The organism is Kutzneria kofuensis, from assembly GCF_014203355.1.
GTDB lineage: Bacteria > Actinomycetota > Actinomycetes > Mycobacteriales > Pseudonocardiaceae > Kutzneria > Kutzneria kofuensis.
Window position 1 is genome coordinate 3,095,552 of sequence record NZ_JACHIR010000001.1, and the last position, 13,462, is coordinate 3,109,013.

Annotated in this window: 13 protein-coding genes; 7 read left to right on the forward strand and 6 right to left on the reverse strand. The window is 70.7% G+C overall.

What is annotated here, in order from left to right:
- Positions 1-73 precede the first annotated feature (73 nt).
- The 5 genes from BJ998_RS14005 (at position 74) to BJ998_RS14025 (ending at position 5,368) form a co-directional block, all read left to right on the forward strand.
- Positions 74-1,081: a hypothetical protein gene (locus BJ998_RS14005; protein ID WP_184861865.1), complete on the forward strand. Its 1,008-nt coding sequence runs from the start codon at positions 74-76 to the stop codon at positions 1,079-1,081.
- Between the two features lie 54 nt (positions 1,082-1,135).
- Positions 1,136-2,170: a hypothetical protein gene (locus BJ998_RS14010; protein WP_184861867.1), complete on the forward strand. Its 1,035-nt coding sequence runs from the start codon at positions 1,136-1,138 to the stop codon at positions 2,168-2,170.
- A 35-nt stretch (positions 2,171-2,205) separates the two neighbouring features.
- Entirely contained in the window at positions 2,206-3,180 is a 975-nt protein-coding gene (locus BJ998_RS14015; RefSeq protein ID WP_184861869.1) for a hypothetical protein, read from the forward strand.
- A gap of 123 nt (positions 3,181-3,303) precedes the next feature.
- The gene (locus BJ998_RS14020) at positions 3,304-4,326 is read left to right on the forward strand and encodes a hypothetical protein (RefSeq protein WP_184861871.1); all 1,023 of its coding nucleotides are present in this window, start codon (positions 3,304-3,306) and stop codon (positions 4,324-4,326) included.
- Between the two features lie 67 nt (positions 4,327-4,393).
- On the forward strand, positions 4,394-5,368 hold the full coding sequence (locus BJ998_RS14025; RefSeq protein WP_184861873.1) for a PLL family lectin: 975 nt from the start codon (positions 4,394-4,396) through the stop codon (positions 5,366-5,368).
- On the opposite strand, the gene BJ998_RS14030 is transcribed toward BJ998_RS14025, so the two are convergent.
- Positions 5,369-6,424 (reverse strand): DUF2332 domain-containing protein, encoded by a 1,056-nt coding sequence (locus BJ998_RS14030; protein WP_184861875.1) that lies wholly within the window; start codon positions 6,422-6,424, stop codon positions 5,369-5,371.
- A gap of 35 nt (positions 6,425-6,459) precedes the next feature.
- Between BJ998_RS14030 and BJ998_RS14035 the strand changes: the two genes are divergently transcribed.
- Positions 6,460-7,125, forward strand: a complete 666-nt coding sequence (locus tag BJ998_RS14035; protein ID WP_184861877.1) for a metallophosphoesterase family protein — start codon at positions 6,460-6,462, stop codon at positions 7,123-7,125.
- Complete coding sequence (locus tag BJ998_RS14040; RefSeq protein WP_184861879.1) at positions 7,115-7,963, forward strand: chromosome partitioning protein ParB; 849 nt, start codon at positions 7,115-7,117, stop codon at positions 7,961-7,963. The genes BJ998_RS14035 and BJ998_RS14040 overlap by 11 nt, the downstream gene beginning before the upstream one ends.
- On the opposite strand, the gene BJ998_RS14045 is transcribed toward BJ998_RS14040, so the two are convergent.
- The 5 genes from BJ998_RS14045 to BJ998_RS14065 form a co-directional block, all read right to left on the reverse strand.
- Positions 7,943-8,908, reverse strand: a complete 966-nt coding sequence (locus tag BJ998_RS14045; RefSeq protein WP_184861881.1) for a hypothetical protein — start codon at positions 8,906-8,908, stop codon at positions 7,943-7,945. The two genes, BJ998_RS14040 and BJ998_RS14045, sit on opposite strands and share 21 nt — an antisense overlap.
- A gap of 94 nt (positions 8,909-9,002) precedes the next feature.
- A complete protein-coding gene (locus tag BJ998_RS14050) occupies positions 9,003-10,187 on the reverse strand; it encodes an ABC transporter ATP-binding protein (RefSeq protein WP_184861883.1) in 1,185 nt (394 codons plus the stop codon).
- 7 nt (positions 10,188-10,194) lie between these two features.
- Positions 10,195-11,031, reverse strand: coding sequence for a carbohydrate ABC transporter permease (locus BJ998_RS14055; protein WP_376775864.1), 837 nt, complete (start codon positions 11,029-11,031; stop codon positions 10,195-10,197).
- Positions 11,028-11,975, reverse strand: coding sequence for a carbohydrate ABC transporter permease (locus tag BJ998_RS14060; RefSeq protein WP_376775865.1), 948 nt, complete (start codon positions 11,973-11,975; stop codon positions 11,028-11,030). Before BJ998_RS14060 ends, BJ998_RS14055 begins: the two co-directional genes overlap by 4 nt.
- Positions 11,972-13,249 carry an ABC transporter substrate-binding protein gene (locus tag BJ998_RS14065; protein ID WP_184861887.1) on the reverse strand — a complete coding sequence of 426 codons (1,278 nt, stop codon included), beginning with the start codon at positions 13,247-13,249 and terminating at the stop codon, positions 11,972-11,974. The genes BJ998_RS14060 and BJ998_RS14065 overlap by 4 nt, the downstream gene beginning before the upstream one ends.
- Positions 13,250-13,462 lie beyond the last annotated feature (213 nt).

Sequence of the window (13,462 nt, forward strand, 5' to 3'; positions counted from 1 at the left end):
ACCAGCTGGCAACCGAACGAGTCCCGATCACGTCTCCTTTCCGTCAGACCACCACACAAGGGGGAAGAAAGTCATGCAGCGCAACGGAATCCGACTGCTCGCACCGGTCGCACTGGCAGCGGTCGCCACGGTCGGCCTGTCCGTTCTGGGGGGCGCGTCCGCACAGGCCGACACGCCGGGAACCGCCCAGCTGGTGACCATCGACCAGCAGGGCGACCTGGAGCACACCGTCCGCTCCGCGAACGGCGCCTGGCAGCCGCAGCTCGGCCAGCTTTCCGGCTACCACAACGTTTCCGCGCTCACGTCGGTGATTCGGGCCGGTGAGGACAACATCTTCGTGCAGTACGACAACGGCTCCGGGCCGCAGCTGGGCCACCTGGTCCGGCACGCCGACGGCACGTGGGACACCGCGGCGCAGACGCCGCCCACCCGCGCCGCGGCCCAGGAACTGAGCGTGACGAGCATCAACGGCCGGCTGGCCCTGGTGCGCCTGGACGCGTCGGGCACCCCCGAGGCCGCCGAGGAGAACGACGCCTACGGGAACTTCGGGCAGTGGTACCCGGTGCCGACCGACGGCCACAAGCTCCGGTCGATCGCTGCCGCCGGCGTCGGCGCCAGCACCACGCTGCGCGTGGTGGAGCTGACCGACGACGGCAAGTCCATCGGCGTGGCCGACGGCTCGCTCGGCGGCTGGACCACCGGCCGCTGGACGCCGAGCACGTCGAACCCGAACCTCAGCGCCACCCGGGTGGCCGCGGCCCAGGTCGCCGGGCAGCTCCAGGTCGCCGACGTGGTCAAGTCCGACACCAACGCGGACGCGATTCCGTCGGTCTGGCACGGGATTCTCGGCGACGCCGGCTGGTCCGGCTTCAACTCCGTGCCCGGCGTGTACGGCCGGCCGTACCACGTCGCGATGACCGCTGCCGGCAACGACATGCAGCTGGCCTACACCACCGAGGACGGCGGCCTGTTCCACACCGTCCGGCACACCGCCGACGGCAGCTGGCAGCAGGACGCGGCCATGGTGCCGGGCTCCGCGAACAAGGCGCTCGGCGGCTGGGTGTCCATCGCCGGCGTCTGATCAACAAACCGAGTACTGCTCCACAGAACCATCCGACAAGGGGAGGGATCGGAAGTGTTCACCACCAAGATTCGTGCGGCGGCCACCATGGCACTCGCCGCGACGGCGGCACTGGCCGTCGCGGGCTTCGCCCAGGCGGCGCCGCTCCAGCCGCACGCGGCGGACCCGAACGACGTGCAGGTCGTCACCACCGACGGCAACAGCAGCCTGGTGCACACCATCCGCCACGGCGACGGCACCTGGCAGAGCTTCGGTCGGATCGGCAACTACGACGGTGTCAGCGGCCTGACCTCCACGCTGGTCAACGGCGAGGAGAACATCTTCTTCCAGCACAGCACCGCCAAGGGCAAGATGCTGGCGCACCTCGTGCGGCACGCCGACGGCACCTGGAACATGGACGCGTCCACCCCGGCGCTGCCGGCCGGGACGACCGTGGACAACCTCGCGGTCACTACCGTCAGCAACCAGATCAACCTGGTCCGCCGCAGCGGCAACGACGTGCAGCTGTCCACGCTGGGCGCCGACGGCGTGTGGTCGGCGTGGTCGGCCGTGCCCACCGACGGTCGGGCGCTGCGCGGCCTGTCCGCCGCCGCCTCGCAGGAGAACGACTACCTCAACGTCGTCGAGCTCACCGCCGACGGCAAAACCGTCGTGGAGTACGTCCGCAACGGCGACGGCACCTGGACGGCCGGCAACGCGACGCCGTCCGACCCCAACGGGTACGGCGTGGCCACCGAGGTCAGCGCCGCGATGGTGGGCCAGGACCTCCAGGTCGCGGCCGTCGAGATCGACCGCACCTTCCCGGAGGTCTTCCACACGGTCCTGCACCACAACACCAACGCCTGGGACCCGTTCCGCCAACTCGTCGGCGCGGTGGGCGTCAGCTACGGCAGCCCGGCGCACGTGGCCATCACCAACGCCCCGAACGCCTTCCTGCCCACGCTCCAGCTCGTCTACACCACGAGCGACGGCGACATGTACCACACCATCCGCGACTACAACGGCAACTGGCAGCCGCTGGGCAACGTGGAGAACGCGGCCGGCAACGTGACCGCCGGCCAGGTCAGCATCGCCGGTCAGAACTTCTGATCCGCCACAAACTCAGCAGGGGGGAACGAACCATCATGAAGACCACGAAGCTGGTGCTGCCGCTGGTGCTGGCCGCGACGGCGGCGCTGGGCCTCATGCAGGCGGCGCAAGCCACGCCGGCGCCCGAGGGGGAGGTGCAGCTGCTGACCACGGACGGCAACAGCGGCCTGGCCCACACCGTCCGCGGTTTCTGGGGGAACTGGCAGCAGTTCGGCCACATCGACGGCTACAACGGCGTGACGGCCATGGCCTCGATCTACCACTTCGGCGAGGAGCACGCGTTCGTCCAGCACGACGGCGGGCAGCTCTCACACCTCGTCCGGCACCAGGACGGCAACTGGGACTACCAGGCCTCGACGCCGGCCGGTGACAAGCTGGACGGCCTGTCCGCCACCGACTACCAGAACCACCTCACGTTGGTGGGGCTGCGGGGCGGGAACGTCCAGATGACGAGCCAGCAGGACGACGGCTCCTGGGCGCCGTGGACCGCCGTGCCCTCCGACGGCAGGAGCATCCGCAGCGTCGCCGTGGTCAACGACGGCGTCGAGCTCAAGGTCGTCGAGCTGGCCGCCGACGGCAAGGCCGTGGGCGAGTTCGAGCGGTCGGAGGGCAACCAGTGGTCGAAGGGCAACTGGCAGGCGGCCAACCAGGATCCGGGGGCGGTCGCCTCCGAGATCTCCGCGGCCTACGTGGCCGGCCAGCTCCAGGTCGCCGCGGTGGAGACCCGCGGCGGCTTCACCGAGGTGGACCACGCCACGATGACGGACAGCGGCGGCTGGAGCATCTTCCGGTCCCTCACCTACGCGATCGGAGTCTTCTACGGCAACGCCGTGCACGTCGCGGTGGTGCCGTGGGTGGGCGCCCTGCAGCTGGCCTACAGCACCAGCGACGGCCGGCTGTACCACACCGTCCGGTACGAGAACGGCAACTGGCAGAGCTGGGGTGACGTGGAAGGCGCCGCCGGCAACATCACCGCCGGCCCATTGACCATGGCCTCGGCCACCTCCTGACCCGGGGGGGAGGAGGAACGCCCGTCGTCACGGTGACGGCGGGCGTTTCGCCGCTTTCGGGCAACCTGAGCCGCCTCGGCGGCGTGTAGAGGGAGATCACACCGAATCGGGGAGGGAAACGGAGTGAGAACCAGGATGACCGCCGGCGCGGTGCTCGTGGCGGCAACGGCGCTGGCATTCGGCCCGGCAGCCCAGGCGGCACCGGCCAAGCCGAACGCCGCGAACCCGCTCGACGTGCAGATCGTGACCACGGACGGCTACAACAGCCTGGCGCACACGATCCGGCACGGCGACGGCAGCTGGCAGAGCTTCGGCCGGCTCGACGGCCGCACCGGTGTCACCGCCTTGACATCCACGCTGGTCAACGGCGAGGAGAACGTGTTCTTCCAGGAGAGCGGCGGGCCGAACCCGCCGCGGCTGACCCATCTCGTCCGGCACGCGGACGGCACCTGGAACCTCGACGCCTCGGTGCCGGCGTGGCCGGACGGCGTGTCGTCGGCGGAGAGCCTGGCGGCAACCACGGGCCAGGGCCGGCTGAGCCTGGTGCTGCTGCAGGGTGGCGTGCCGCAACTGTCCACATTGGGCAGTGACGGCGTGTGGTCGGCGTGGTCGCCGGTGCCCACCGGCGGCCGCTGGGTGCACCGCATCGCCGCCACCGGCGACAGCAACACGACGACCGTCGTCGAGCTCAACATGGACAGCCAGACCGTGACCTCCTTCGTCCGGGGCTTCAAGGACCAGTGGTCGGGCGGCAGCAGCACGCCGGCCAACCCGAACCCGAACGCCTACGCGGTCGAGATCAGCGCCGCCCAGGTGGGAGCCGATCTGCAGGTGGCGGCCATCGAGTGGGAAGGCGGATTCCCGTCGGTCTACCACTCGGTCAAGCACCGGGACACCGGCTGGGACCCGTTCCGCAACCTGACCGGCGCGCTGCCGGCGGTCTACGGCGAGCCGTTGCACGTGGCCATCACCTACTACCCGGCGCCCTTCGACGACGAGCTGCAACTCGTCTACACGACGGCCACGGACGGGATGTACCACACCATCCGGCACGCCAACGGCAGCTGGCAGCCGCTGGGTGACGTGGAGGGCGCGGCCGGCAACGTGACCGCCGGCCAGGTCACCATCGCCGGCTACACCCGCTGAGGCAACCTCGGACGGCGGCCGGGCGTGAACGATTCGAGGCAGTTTTTCGGGGAGGGGAAACACAGTCATGTCACGCATCGTTCGCGCCCTGGTTCCGCTGACGGCCGGCGCCATGCTGGCCGCGGGTACGGCAGTTCCGGCGCAGGCCGCGCCACAGGCGGTCGGTGACGTCCAGCTCGTCACCGGCGCCGGTTGGCGGGACCTGCACCACACCATCCGCTACGCCGACGGCAACTGGCAGCGGTGGGGCTCGTTCGCCAGCTACAACGACGAGAACCAGCAGCTGGCGTCGGTAGTGATCAACGGTGTCGAGCACGTCGTCTCGTACGGCACCTACGTGCACATGCCCCCGCAGTCCACGTATGACCACGTCATGCGGGACGCGGCCGGCAACTGGTCCGAGGGCACGTTGCCGACCGGGATGGACGGCTCCGCGGAGGCCGTCGCGAACCTGAACGGCCACCTCGCGTTGGTGCGTAAGGTGGGCGACGGCCTCAAGCTGTCCGTCCAGCAGGACGACAACACGTGGTCGGCGGTGGAGACCGTGCCCACCACCGACGGGATCGGCAGCTTCTCCGTCACCGCCAACGGGGACGTGCTGCGGGTCGTGGTGTCCACTTCGGACGGAACGCGGATCGGCGACTACGAGCGGGCCGCCAACGGCACGTGGGCGCAGCCCAGCTGGGTTCCGTTCAACGGCGGCACTGCGACGCAGGTTGCGGTCGCGCAGGTCGGCACGGACCTACAGGTGGCCGCGGTGGCGCACAACGGGGACCGGTCCGAGGTGTGGCACGGCATCCGCCACGCCAACGGCTCCTGGGACCAGTTCGGCTACGTCGAGGGTGCGGCCGGCGACATCCCGGCGGTCAAGCAGATCGCCGTGACGAACTCGCGTGGCACGCTGCAGCTCGTCGCCTCGACCACGGACGGCGGGCTGTTCCACACGATCCGGTTCGCCAACCGCACCTGGCAGCGCTTCGGCGACGTCAAGGCCGCGGCCGGCCCGACGTCGGTCGGCGAGATCTCGCTGGCCGGGGAGTGACTAGCCCCAGGGCCGTTCCTCCCAGGTGAACGGCAGGCCGTGGCCCCGGCCATGGCCCAGCCGCAGCGACAGGCCCGCGGGCCACAGCTTCAGCAGCAGCTCGAAGTTCCCGTGGGCCCGCCGCGGCTCGTAGACGAGGAGCGCTAGCGGGGCGCTCCCGGTGGCGCGGGCCGCCGCCCCGGCAAGGGCGGCGCGCCCGCGTTCGCGTTCGGCGGGGGACGCGTACTGCCACATCACCGAGTGCCACACGACCGTCAGCACACCTTCGGGCAGTTCGGCCAGCTGCCGCTCCAGCCACTCGGCCCCGGGTGCCCGCTCGACCTGGACCGGATCGCTCTGGGCGAGGCGCATCGCCGCCCGCAGCCGTTCCAGCCGCTGTGTCATGTCCGCCCAGACGAACGAGGCGAGGTGCAGCTGCCCCGCCTTCGTCGACACGTCGACCGGGTTCACGTCGCAGCCGGCCCGGCTGTGCAGCACCAGCGGCCGGCTCAGGTCCGCCGGCGGCAGCCCCGTCCACTCCGGGTCCAGCTGCAGCTCGCTGTCGGGGTCGCCGAGCACGGTGCCGTCGGCCAGCCGGTAGGCGACCTTGTGCGGCCGCAGGTTCAGGCCGCCGCTGGCGCCGACCTCCAGCAGCCGCACCGGCAGCCCGCCGACCCGCTCCGACGCCACCAGCAGCCCGCCGTACAGCGGCCCGCTGCGGCCGGGCTCGTTGGTCTGCACGGCGTTCGCGCGCACCAGCTGGCGCACCTCGACCTCGTGCTCCTTCAACGTCGCCTCGGCGGCCGGCCACAGCGTCGCCAGCCGGGGCTCGCCGCCCACGCTCGGGTAGTGCGTGGCCAGTTCCGGGGCGCGGCCGTCGAGCACGACGTGGTGCAGCGCGGCGGCGAAGCGCAGCCCCGGCACGGTGCCCGGACGGTCCCGTTCCGAGCCGGCCATCGCGCGACCGGTGATGCCGCCCGCGTCCAGGTCGTCGGCGGCGGAGTTCAGCAGTGTGTAGGTCAGGGGGCTGCCGATGCGGCAGGAGGCCGAGATGTCGCGGAACAGCTTCGCCAGCACACCGTGCACGCTAGCCGCTCGTACGCTTGGCGGTCATGGCCAAACTGCTCGCTGTATCCGACGAGGTCGTCGAGAAGCTGTGGACCGACCAGGTCCGGCGGCTCGACGTCGACCTCGTGCTCGGCGCGGGCGACCTGCCGTTCGACTATCTGGAGTACCTGGCGAGCGCGCTGGACCGGCCGTGCGTGTTCGTGCCCGGCAATCACGACCCGGACCTCGGCGGCTACACGAACGTGCGCGGGCTGTGGACCCGGGCCGGCATGCCGGCGGACTGGCCGGGGCCGGCCGGCGGGGTGAACGTGGACGGGGCCGTGGTCGACGTGGCCGGGCTGCGGATCGCCGGCCTGGGCGGCTCGGTCCGCTACCGCGGCGGCCCCAACCAGTGGACCGAGCGGCAGCAGGCGCGGCGGGCCCGGCGGATGGCCCGGCTGGCGGGCTGGCGCCGGCTGCGGGACGGTCGCGGCGTGGACGTGCTCCTGACGCACTCGCCGCCGGCCGGCTGCGGCGACCTGCCGGACGACCCGCCGCACCGGGGCTTCGCCTGCCTGCACGACACCGTGCGGCGGCTGCGGCCGAAGTTGCTGCTGCACGGCCACATCCACCCGCACGGCGCCGCGACGCCGGACCGGCGGCTCGGCGACACGCGGGTGGTCAACGTGGTCGGCTACCAGGTGTTCGAGGTGGTGCCCGATGGCCCGTGACACCGGATTTCCCCGCGCCGACGCGGAGAACGACTTCCTGCGGGCCCGGCGCGGGCAGGTGCTGTCCCGCCTGGCGGCGTGGCTGCGGCGGGAACCCGACGACGTCAACATCATGCTGCCCTACGGCGAGGTCGTCGACGCCCTCGGCTATCTCGGTGAGCGGCGGCTGGGGATGCGGGTGATCCCGCTGGACTCGATCGTCGGCAGCGTGGACCGCACCCGCGACTTCGACCGCCGGTTCCGGCCGACCTCGGCGCGGGTGCGGGAGCGCTGGGAACGGCTGGCGCTGGCCCAGCGGCGCGGCGAGGCGGTGCCGCCGATCGAGGTGTACCGGGTCGGCGAGCTGCATTTCGTGCAGGACGGGCATCACCGGGTGTCGGTGGCGCACGCCCTCGGGCTGGACGTGATCGAGGCGTACGTGACGGAAGTGCGCACCCGGTTGTCGGCGCACGGAATTCGCTATCGCGGCGATCTGATCGTGAAGGACCACCGGCGATTGTTCCTGGAACGCGTTCCACTGGCCGGCGCGGCCCGCGCGGCGATAGTCGTCGGTGATCCGCTCGACTACGCGCGGCTCGGCGAACACGTCGAGGCATGGGGATTCCGGCTGATGCAGGACGAGAACACATTCCTCGACCGTTCGGTGATAGCTCGGCGCTGGTATGCCGAGGAGTACCTGCCGGTTGTCGCCATGCTCCGCGCCGCCGACCTGCTCGACGGCCGCACCGAGACGGAGACCTACCTGCGGGTGGCCGGCGAGCGGTATCGGCTCATGCGCACCCACCGCTGGGACGACGACGTGATCGCCGCCCTCCGGTCAGCGCGAGACCTCGGGTAGCGGGCGGACGTGGTCCATCACCCGATCCGCGTAGTTGTCGAGCAGCCGCGTGCCCACCTGCTGCGAGTAGCCGAGCAGCGCCGCCCACAGCAGCAGCGCCGCCTGCGACGTGATGCAGGTCAGGCCCTCGGCGACGCCGGCGCTGAGCGCGAGCACGCCGATCACCGCGAACGCGGCGCCGAGCAGCACCTTGATGGCGGCCTGGTAGCCGATCAGCACGTACGGGGACAGGCTCGGCCTTCGTCGCAGCAGTAGGACAACGGCCGCGACCATCGCCCCGAACGCCCCGAGCAGCTGCACCAGCCAGACGTCCAGTGGCCCCGGCGTCTTCGCGCCGGCGGCGCAGGCCTGGATGTGCTCGTTCGACGGCAGGTGGGCGCACATCGGCAGGAACTCCGGCCGCAGCAGGCCGACAATGCCCAGCGCGGTGTTGACCACGAACAACAGCACTGCCGCCGCGACCATCTTGTTCCGCAAAGCCCGCGCCGCCGCGTGGGCGTCGTCGGAGGCGTCGAACGCCGCCCGCAGCGCGTCCACCACGATCGCCCGGTCCGCCGTGTCGGCCGGCCGTCCTGGTTGCAGCATGTCCAACGCCTGCCGGCGCAGGTCGTCCTCGGGCAGGTAGGCCGCCACCCGCTGGCGCAGGCTCGGCATGCGGCCGGCCAGGTCCGGCAGCGCCGCCTCCGTGCAGACCTCGGCCTCGTGCAGGGCCCGCCAGGCCCGCTCGATGTGCCAGCCCGACCACCACGCGGCCGGCAGCCGCCACCACCGCTCCTGCAGCTCCAGCACGCGGTCCACCACCGCCAGCGACTCGGCCGCCGACCGGCGCTCCCGCTCCGTGCCGGCGATGCCGTCCAGCTCGGCCAGGTCCGCCCGGGTCCGCCGGGCCCTGGCCTCCACCGTGAGCTGCCAGTCCGTGAGCCGGGCCCGGTCGCCGATCGCCATGTGGATCACCCCGGTTCGATGGTCGCACCGGGACGGACCGGAAATCAGCGGCCAACCGGGGCTTTCCTCGCGGGAAAGCCCCGGTCAGCGCGGCTCAATCCGCCGAATAGGTGAGGTTCGCTCCAGAAGCCGGGTCGAACAGCTGCACCTTGTCGGTGTCGAACCAGACCTTCGCCGGCTGGCCCTCGGCCACGTTCGAGGCCGCGGAGAGCCGGGTGACCACCTGGTTGCCGCTGTCCGGCACGCCCGCGGAGCCGGCGTCGGCGGCCAGGTCGGCGAGGTCGCCGGCCTGTGCCCCCTCCCCCTCGACCGAGAAGTACGCGTACTTCTCCGAGCCCATCGACTCCAGGACCTCGATCTGCGCGTCGAACACCGCGCCCCGCGCCTGCGCCGCGGGGTCGAGCAGGGCGGCGTCCTCGAAGTGCTCAGGCCGCACGCCCATGATCACCTCACGCGGCGCGTTGGCGGCCTCGGCCGCTCGCCGCACCCGGTCGGTCAGCGCGACCTTGCCCAGCGGGGTGGACAGCGCCCCGTCCTCCAGCGTGGCCGGCAGGAAGTTCATCGACGGCGCGCCGATGAAGCCGGCCACGAACAGGTTCGCCGGGTGGTCGTAGAGGAACTGCGGGGCTCCGATCTGCTGCACGACCCCGCCGCGCAGCACCACGACCCGATCGCCGAGCGTCATCGCCTCGGTCTGGTCGTGCGTGACGTACACGGTGGTGGTGCCCAACTGCTTCTGCAGCCGCGACACCGACGTCCGCATCTGCCCACGCAGCTTGGCGTCCAAGTTGGACAGCGGCTCGTCCATCAGGAACGCCTTGGGGCTGCGCACGATCGCCCGCCCCATCGCGACCCGCTGCCGCTGCCCGCCGGACAGGTTGGACGGCTTGCGGTCCAGGTGCGCGGTCAGGTCGAGGATGCGCGCCGCCTCCTCCACCTTGCTCTTGACCGTCGCACTGTCCACTTTGGCCAGCCGCAGCGGGAAGGCCATGTTCTCCCGCACGGTCATGTGCGGGTACAGGGCATAGGACTGGAACACCATGGCGATGTCCCGGTCCTTCGGCGCCCGCTCGTTCATCCGCTGGCCGCCGATGCGCAGCTCGCCGCCGGTGATGTCCTCCAGCCCGGCGATCATGTTGAGCGTGGTGGACTTGCCGCAGCCCGAGGGCCCGACCAGGATGATGAACTCGCCGTCGGCGATCTCGATGTTCACCTCGGAGACGGCCAGCGCGCCGTCCGGGTACCGCTTGGTCACCTTGTCCAGAACGATCTCGGCCATCGCGGCCTCACCCCTTCACGGCGCCGGAGGTCAGCCCCGCGACGATGCGGCGCTGGAAGAACAGCACGAACAGCACGATGGGAATCGTGATCACCACGGCCGCCGCGCAGATCTGCCCGGTCGGGTCCTCGAACTGGGAGGCGCCGGTGAAGAACTGGAGCGCGGCGGGCACCGTGCGGGAACGGGTGGTCGCCGTCAGCGAGATGGCGAACAGGAAGTCGTTCCAGCAGAAGATGAACACCAGGATCGCGGTGGTGAACACGCCCGGCGCGGCCAGCGGCGCGATCACCCGCCGGAACGCCTGCCCCGGTGTCGCCCCGTCCATCTTGGCCGCCTTCTCCAGCTCCCACGGGATCTCCCGGAAGAACGCGGACAGCGTGTAGATGGCCAGCGGAAGCGCGAACGTGATGTACGGCAGGATCAGGCCCGGCCAGGTGTCGAACAAGCTCAGCGACCGCTCGATGGAGAACAGCGGCGACACCAGCGACACCTGCGGGAACATGGCCACCAGCAAGGAGAAGCCGACCAGTGCCGTCTTGCCGGGGAAGTCGAGCCGGGCGATGGCGTAGGCGGCCATCGTGCCCAGCACCACGGCGATCGCGGTGGCGATCAGCGCGATGCCGATGGAGTTCACCAGCGCCAGCAGGAAGTCGTTGGTCTGGAAGATGTCGAGGTAGCTCTGGAAGGACCATTCCTGGGGGATGAAGTAGCCGTCGCCGATCGTCGCCTTGGACTTGAACGACAGCGACAGCGTCCACAGCACCGGCACCAGCGCGTAGACGACCACGATGACGTCGATGACGGTCCACTGGACGCGCTTGCCGGTCGTGATGACTGCCATCATCGCCTCCCCGTGTCGGAGCCGGGCGCGGCCGTGCCGAACACCTTGATGAACACGAACGCGATGATCGCCACCGCGATGAAGATCAGCACCGACATGGTGGAGCCGATGCCCAGGTTCAGGCCGCGGATCAGGTTGTCGTAGGTCTGCATGGACACCGAGCCGGTGCCCTGCGAGCCGCCGGTGAGGATGAAGATGTTGTCGAAGATGCGGAACGCGTCCAGGGTGCGGAACAGCAGCGCCACCAGGATCGCCGGCTTCATCACCGGCAGCATCACCTTGGTGAACCGCTGCCACGCCCCGGCGCCGTCCATCGACGCCGCCTTGAGCAGGTCGTCCGGCACCAGCGCCAGCCCGGCCATCAGCAGCAACGCCATGAACGGCGTCGTCTTCCACACCTCGGCCAGCACGATGGCGCTCAGCGCCGACGCCTTCTCGGTCAGCACGGCGGTGTTCGGCCCGACCAGCGTGGCCAGGTAGCCGGTGCTCGGCGTCCAGGCGAACTTCCAGCTGAACGCGGCGACGACGGTCACGATGCCGTACGGGATGAGGGAAACCGTTCGCACCAGGCCGCGGCCGACCAGCGTGCGGTGCATGATCAGCGCCAGCGCCATGCCCAGGAACAGCTCGATCACCACGGAGATCACGGTGATCAGCGCGGTGGTGCCGAACGCGGTCCACCAGTAGCCGTTGGACAGCACGGTGGCGTAGTTGTCCAGCCCGACGAACTCCTGCTTGGCCGGGAACCTCAGGTCGTAGCGCTGCAGCGACAGCCAGACCGAGTAGATGATCGGCCAGCCGGTGACCGCCAGCATCACGATCGCCGCCGGCGCGCACAGCAGCAGGCCCAGCCGCCGCTCGGCCCGCTTTCCCTCACTCAGCACCGGTTTCGTCTTCGCGCGGTGGGTCGTCGCGGCGGGCCGCGGCGCCTCGGTGGTCTGACTCACGGGAGCACCCCCTTGGAGTCCAACGCGTCCTGGATCGCCTGGCGCATCTTGTCGGCGGTCGACTGCGGGTCGATGGCCGACGGCGGCGAGAGCAGGTTCTGCATGATGGTGGAGACGTTCTGGTAGGCGGGCGTGATCGGCCGGCTCGCCGCGGTGGCCAGCTCCGCCTTGATGTCGTCCTTCATCGGGTACGCCTTGGCCATGTCCGGCGCGTCGTAGACGCTCGCGACGGTCGGCGGCACGCCGTCGTTGACCGCCGAGTAGTCCTGCATCTTCGGGCTGCGCAGGCACAGCGCCGCCTTGAACGCCTCGTCCTTGTGTTGGGAGTAGGCGCTGATCGCGAGGTTCTCGCCGCCGATGGTGACCCTGGCCTGCCCGCCCGGCGTCATGCTCGGGTAGCGGGTCCACTTGAAGTGCGGGAACAGGTCCGGCTTGTCCTGCTGCATGGCCGCGTAGACGTACGGCCAGTTCAGCTCGAACGCCGCGTCGCCGTTCTCCATCAGCAGCGCGGTCTGCTGCTCCTGCGCGCTGGACAGGCCGGCGTCGGTGACGCCCGCGGTGGCGAACTTCTTCAGCATCGCCAGCGCCTGCACCGCGCCGTCGTCCACGACCGCCTTCGTGCCGTCGTCGGAGACGAGCTTGCCGCCGGCCGAGGCCGTCAGCGTGTTGAAGCCGACCACGAGGCCCTCGTACTGCGCGCCGGTGAAGCCGATCTTGTAGGGCTTCTTCTGGGCCTTGAGCTGCTGCGCGTCGGCGATCATCTCGTCCCAGGTGGACGGTGGCTTGGTCACCAGATCGTCGCGGTACCACAGCAACTGCACGTTGGTGTGCTTGGTGGCGGCATACAGCTTGCCGTCGTAGGTGGCCGAGGCCAACGGCCCGGCCAGCACGTCCTTTTTCGCCTCCGCCTCGTTCGCGCCGGTCCACGGCACGATCCAGCCGGCGCCGGCGAACTCCGGCGTCCAGGTCACGTCGACGCCGAGGATGTCCAGGCTGGTGTCCCCGGCGGCCAGTCTTCGCACCATCTGCTCGCGCTGGCCGTCCGCGTCACGGGGAGCCGTGAGGTTGACGATGTGGTAGGCGCCGCCGGCCTGCTCGTTGCACTGGTCGACGACGTTCTGGAAGTGCTGTTCCGGCGGGTAGTAGACGGTGAGCGTGACGCCCCCGCCGGCACCCGTCCCGCAGGCGGCCACCAGCGGTGCGGCCAGTGCCGCGGCCGCTGTCGCCACCGCGCCCCGACGCCACCACGGGCGTCGGGCGGTCGGCTGTGCCATCGGTCCTGCCTCCCTTCGATTCAGGGGGCCGAACCCGCGCGCCTACCGGCGGGCACCAGGAAGCCCGCCGATCAGTCCCGGCACCCCGATGTGCCCCGGCCCGTCGGTATGACCCGACGGGCCGGTGCAGGCAACCTAAGACCGGCGGTTTGCAGCCGCAAGCGATTGGGGCAACGATTCAGACACCGGGCGTGCCTATTCCCCGGATGTACC

Coding starts and splice junctions, on each gene's coding strand:
- BJ998_RS14005 (WP_184861865.1), top strand. CDS start 74: ATGCAGCGCAACGGAATCCGACTGCTCGCACCGGTCGCACTGGCAGCG.
- BJ998_RS14015 (WP_184861869.1), top strand. CDS start 2,206: ATGAAGACCACGAAGCTGGTGCTGCCGCTGGTGCTGGCCGCGACGGCG.
- BJ998_RS14025 (WP_184861873.1), top strand. CDS start 4,394: ATGTCACGCATCGTTCGCGCCCTGGTTCCGCTGACGGCCGGCGCCATG.
- BJ998_RS14035 (WP_184861877.1), top strand. CDS start 6,460: ATGGCCAAACTGCTCGCTGTATCCGACGAGGTCGTCGAGAAGCTGTGG.
- BJ998_RS14040 (WP_184861879.1), top strand. CDS start 7,115: ATGGCCCGTGACACCGGATTTCCCCGCGCCGACGCGGAGAACGACTTC.
- BJ998_RS14045 (WP_184861881.1), bottom strand. CDS start 8,908: ATGGCGATCGGCGACCGGGCCCGGCTCACGGACTGGCAGCTCACGGTG.
- BJ998_RS14050 (WP_184861883.1), bottom strand. CDS start 10,187: ATGGCCGAGATCGTTCTGGACAAGGTGACCAAGCGGTACCCGGACGGC.
- BJ998_RS14055 (WP_376775864.1), bottom strand. CDS start 11,031: ATGATGGCAGTCATCACGACCGGCAAGCGCGTCCAGTGGACCGTCATC.
- BJ998_RS14065 (WP_184861887.1), bottom strand. CDS start 13,249: ATGGCACAGCCGACCGCCCGACGCCCGTGGTGGCGTCGGGGCGCGGTG.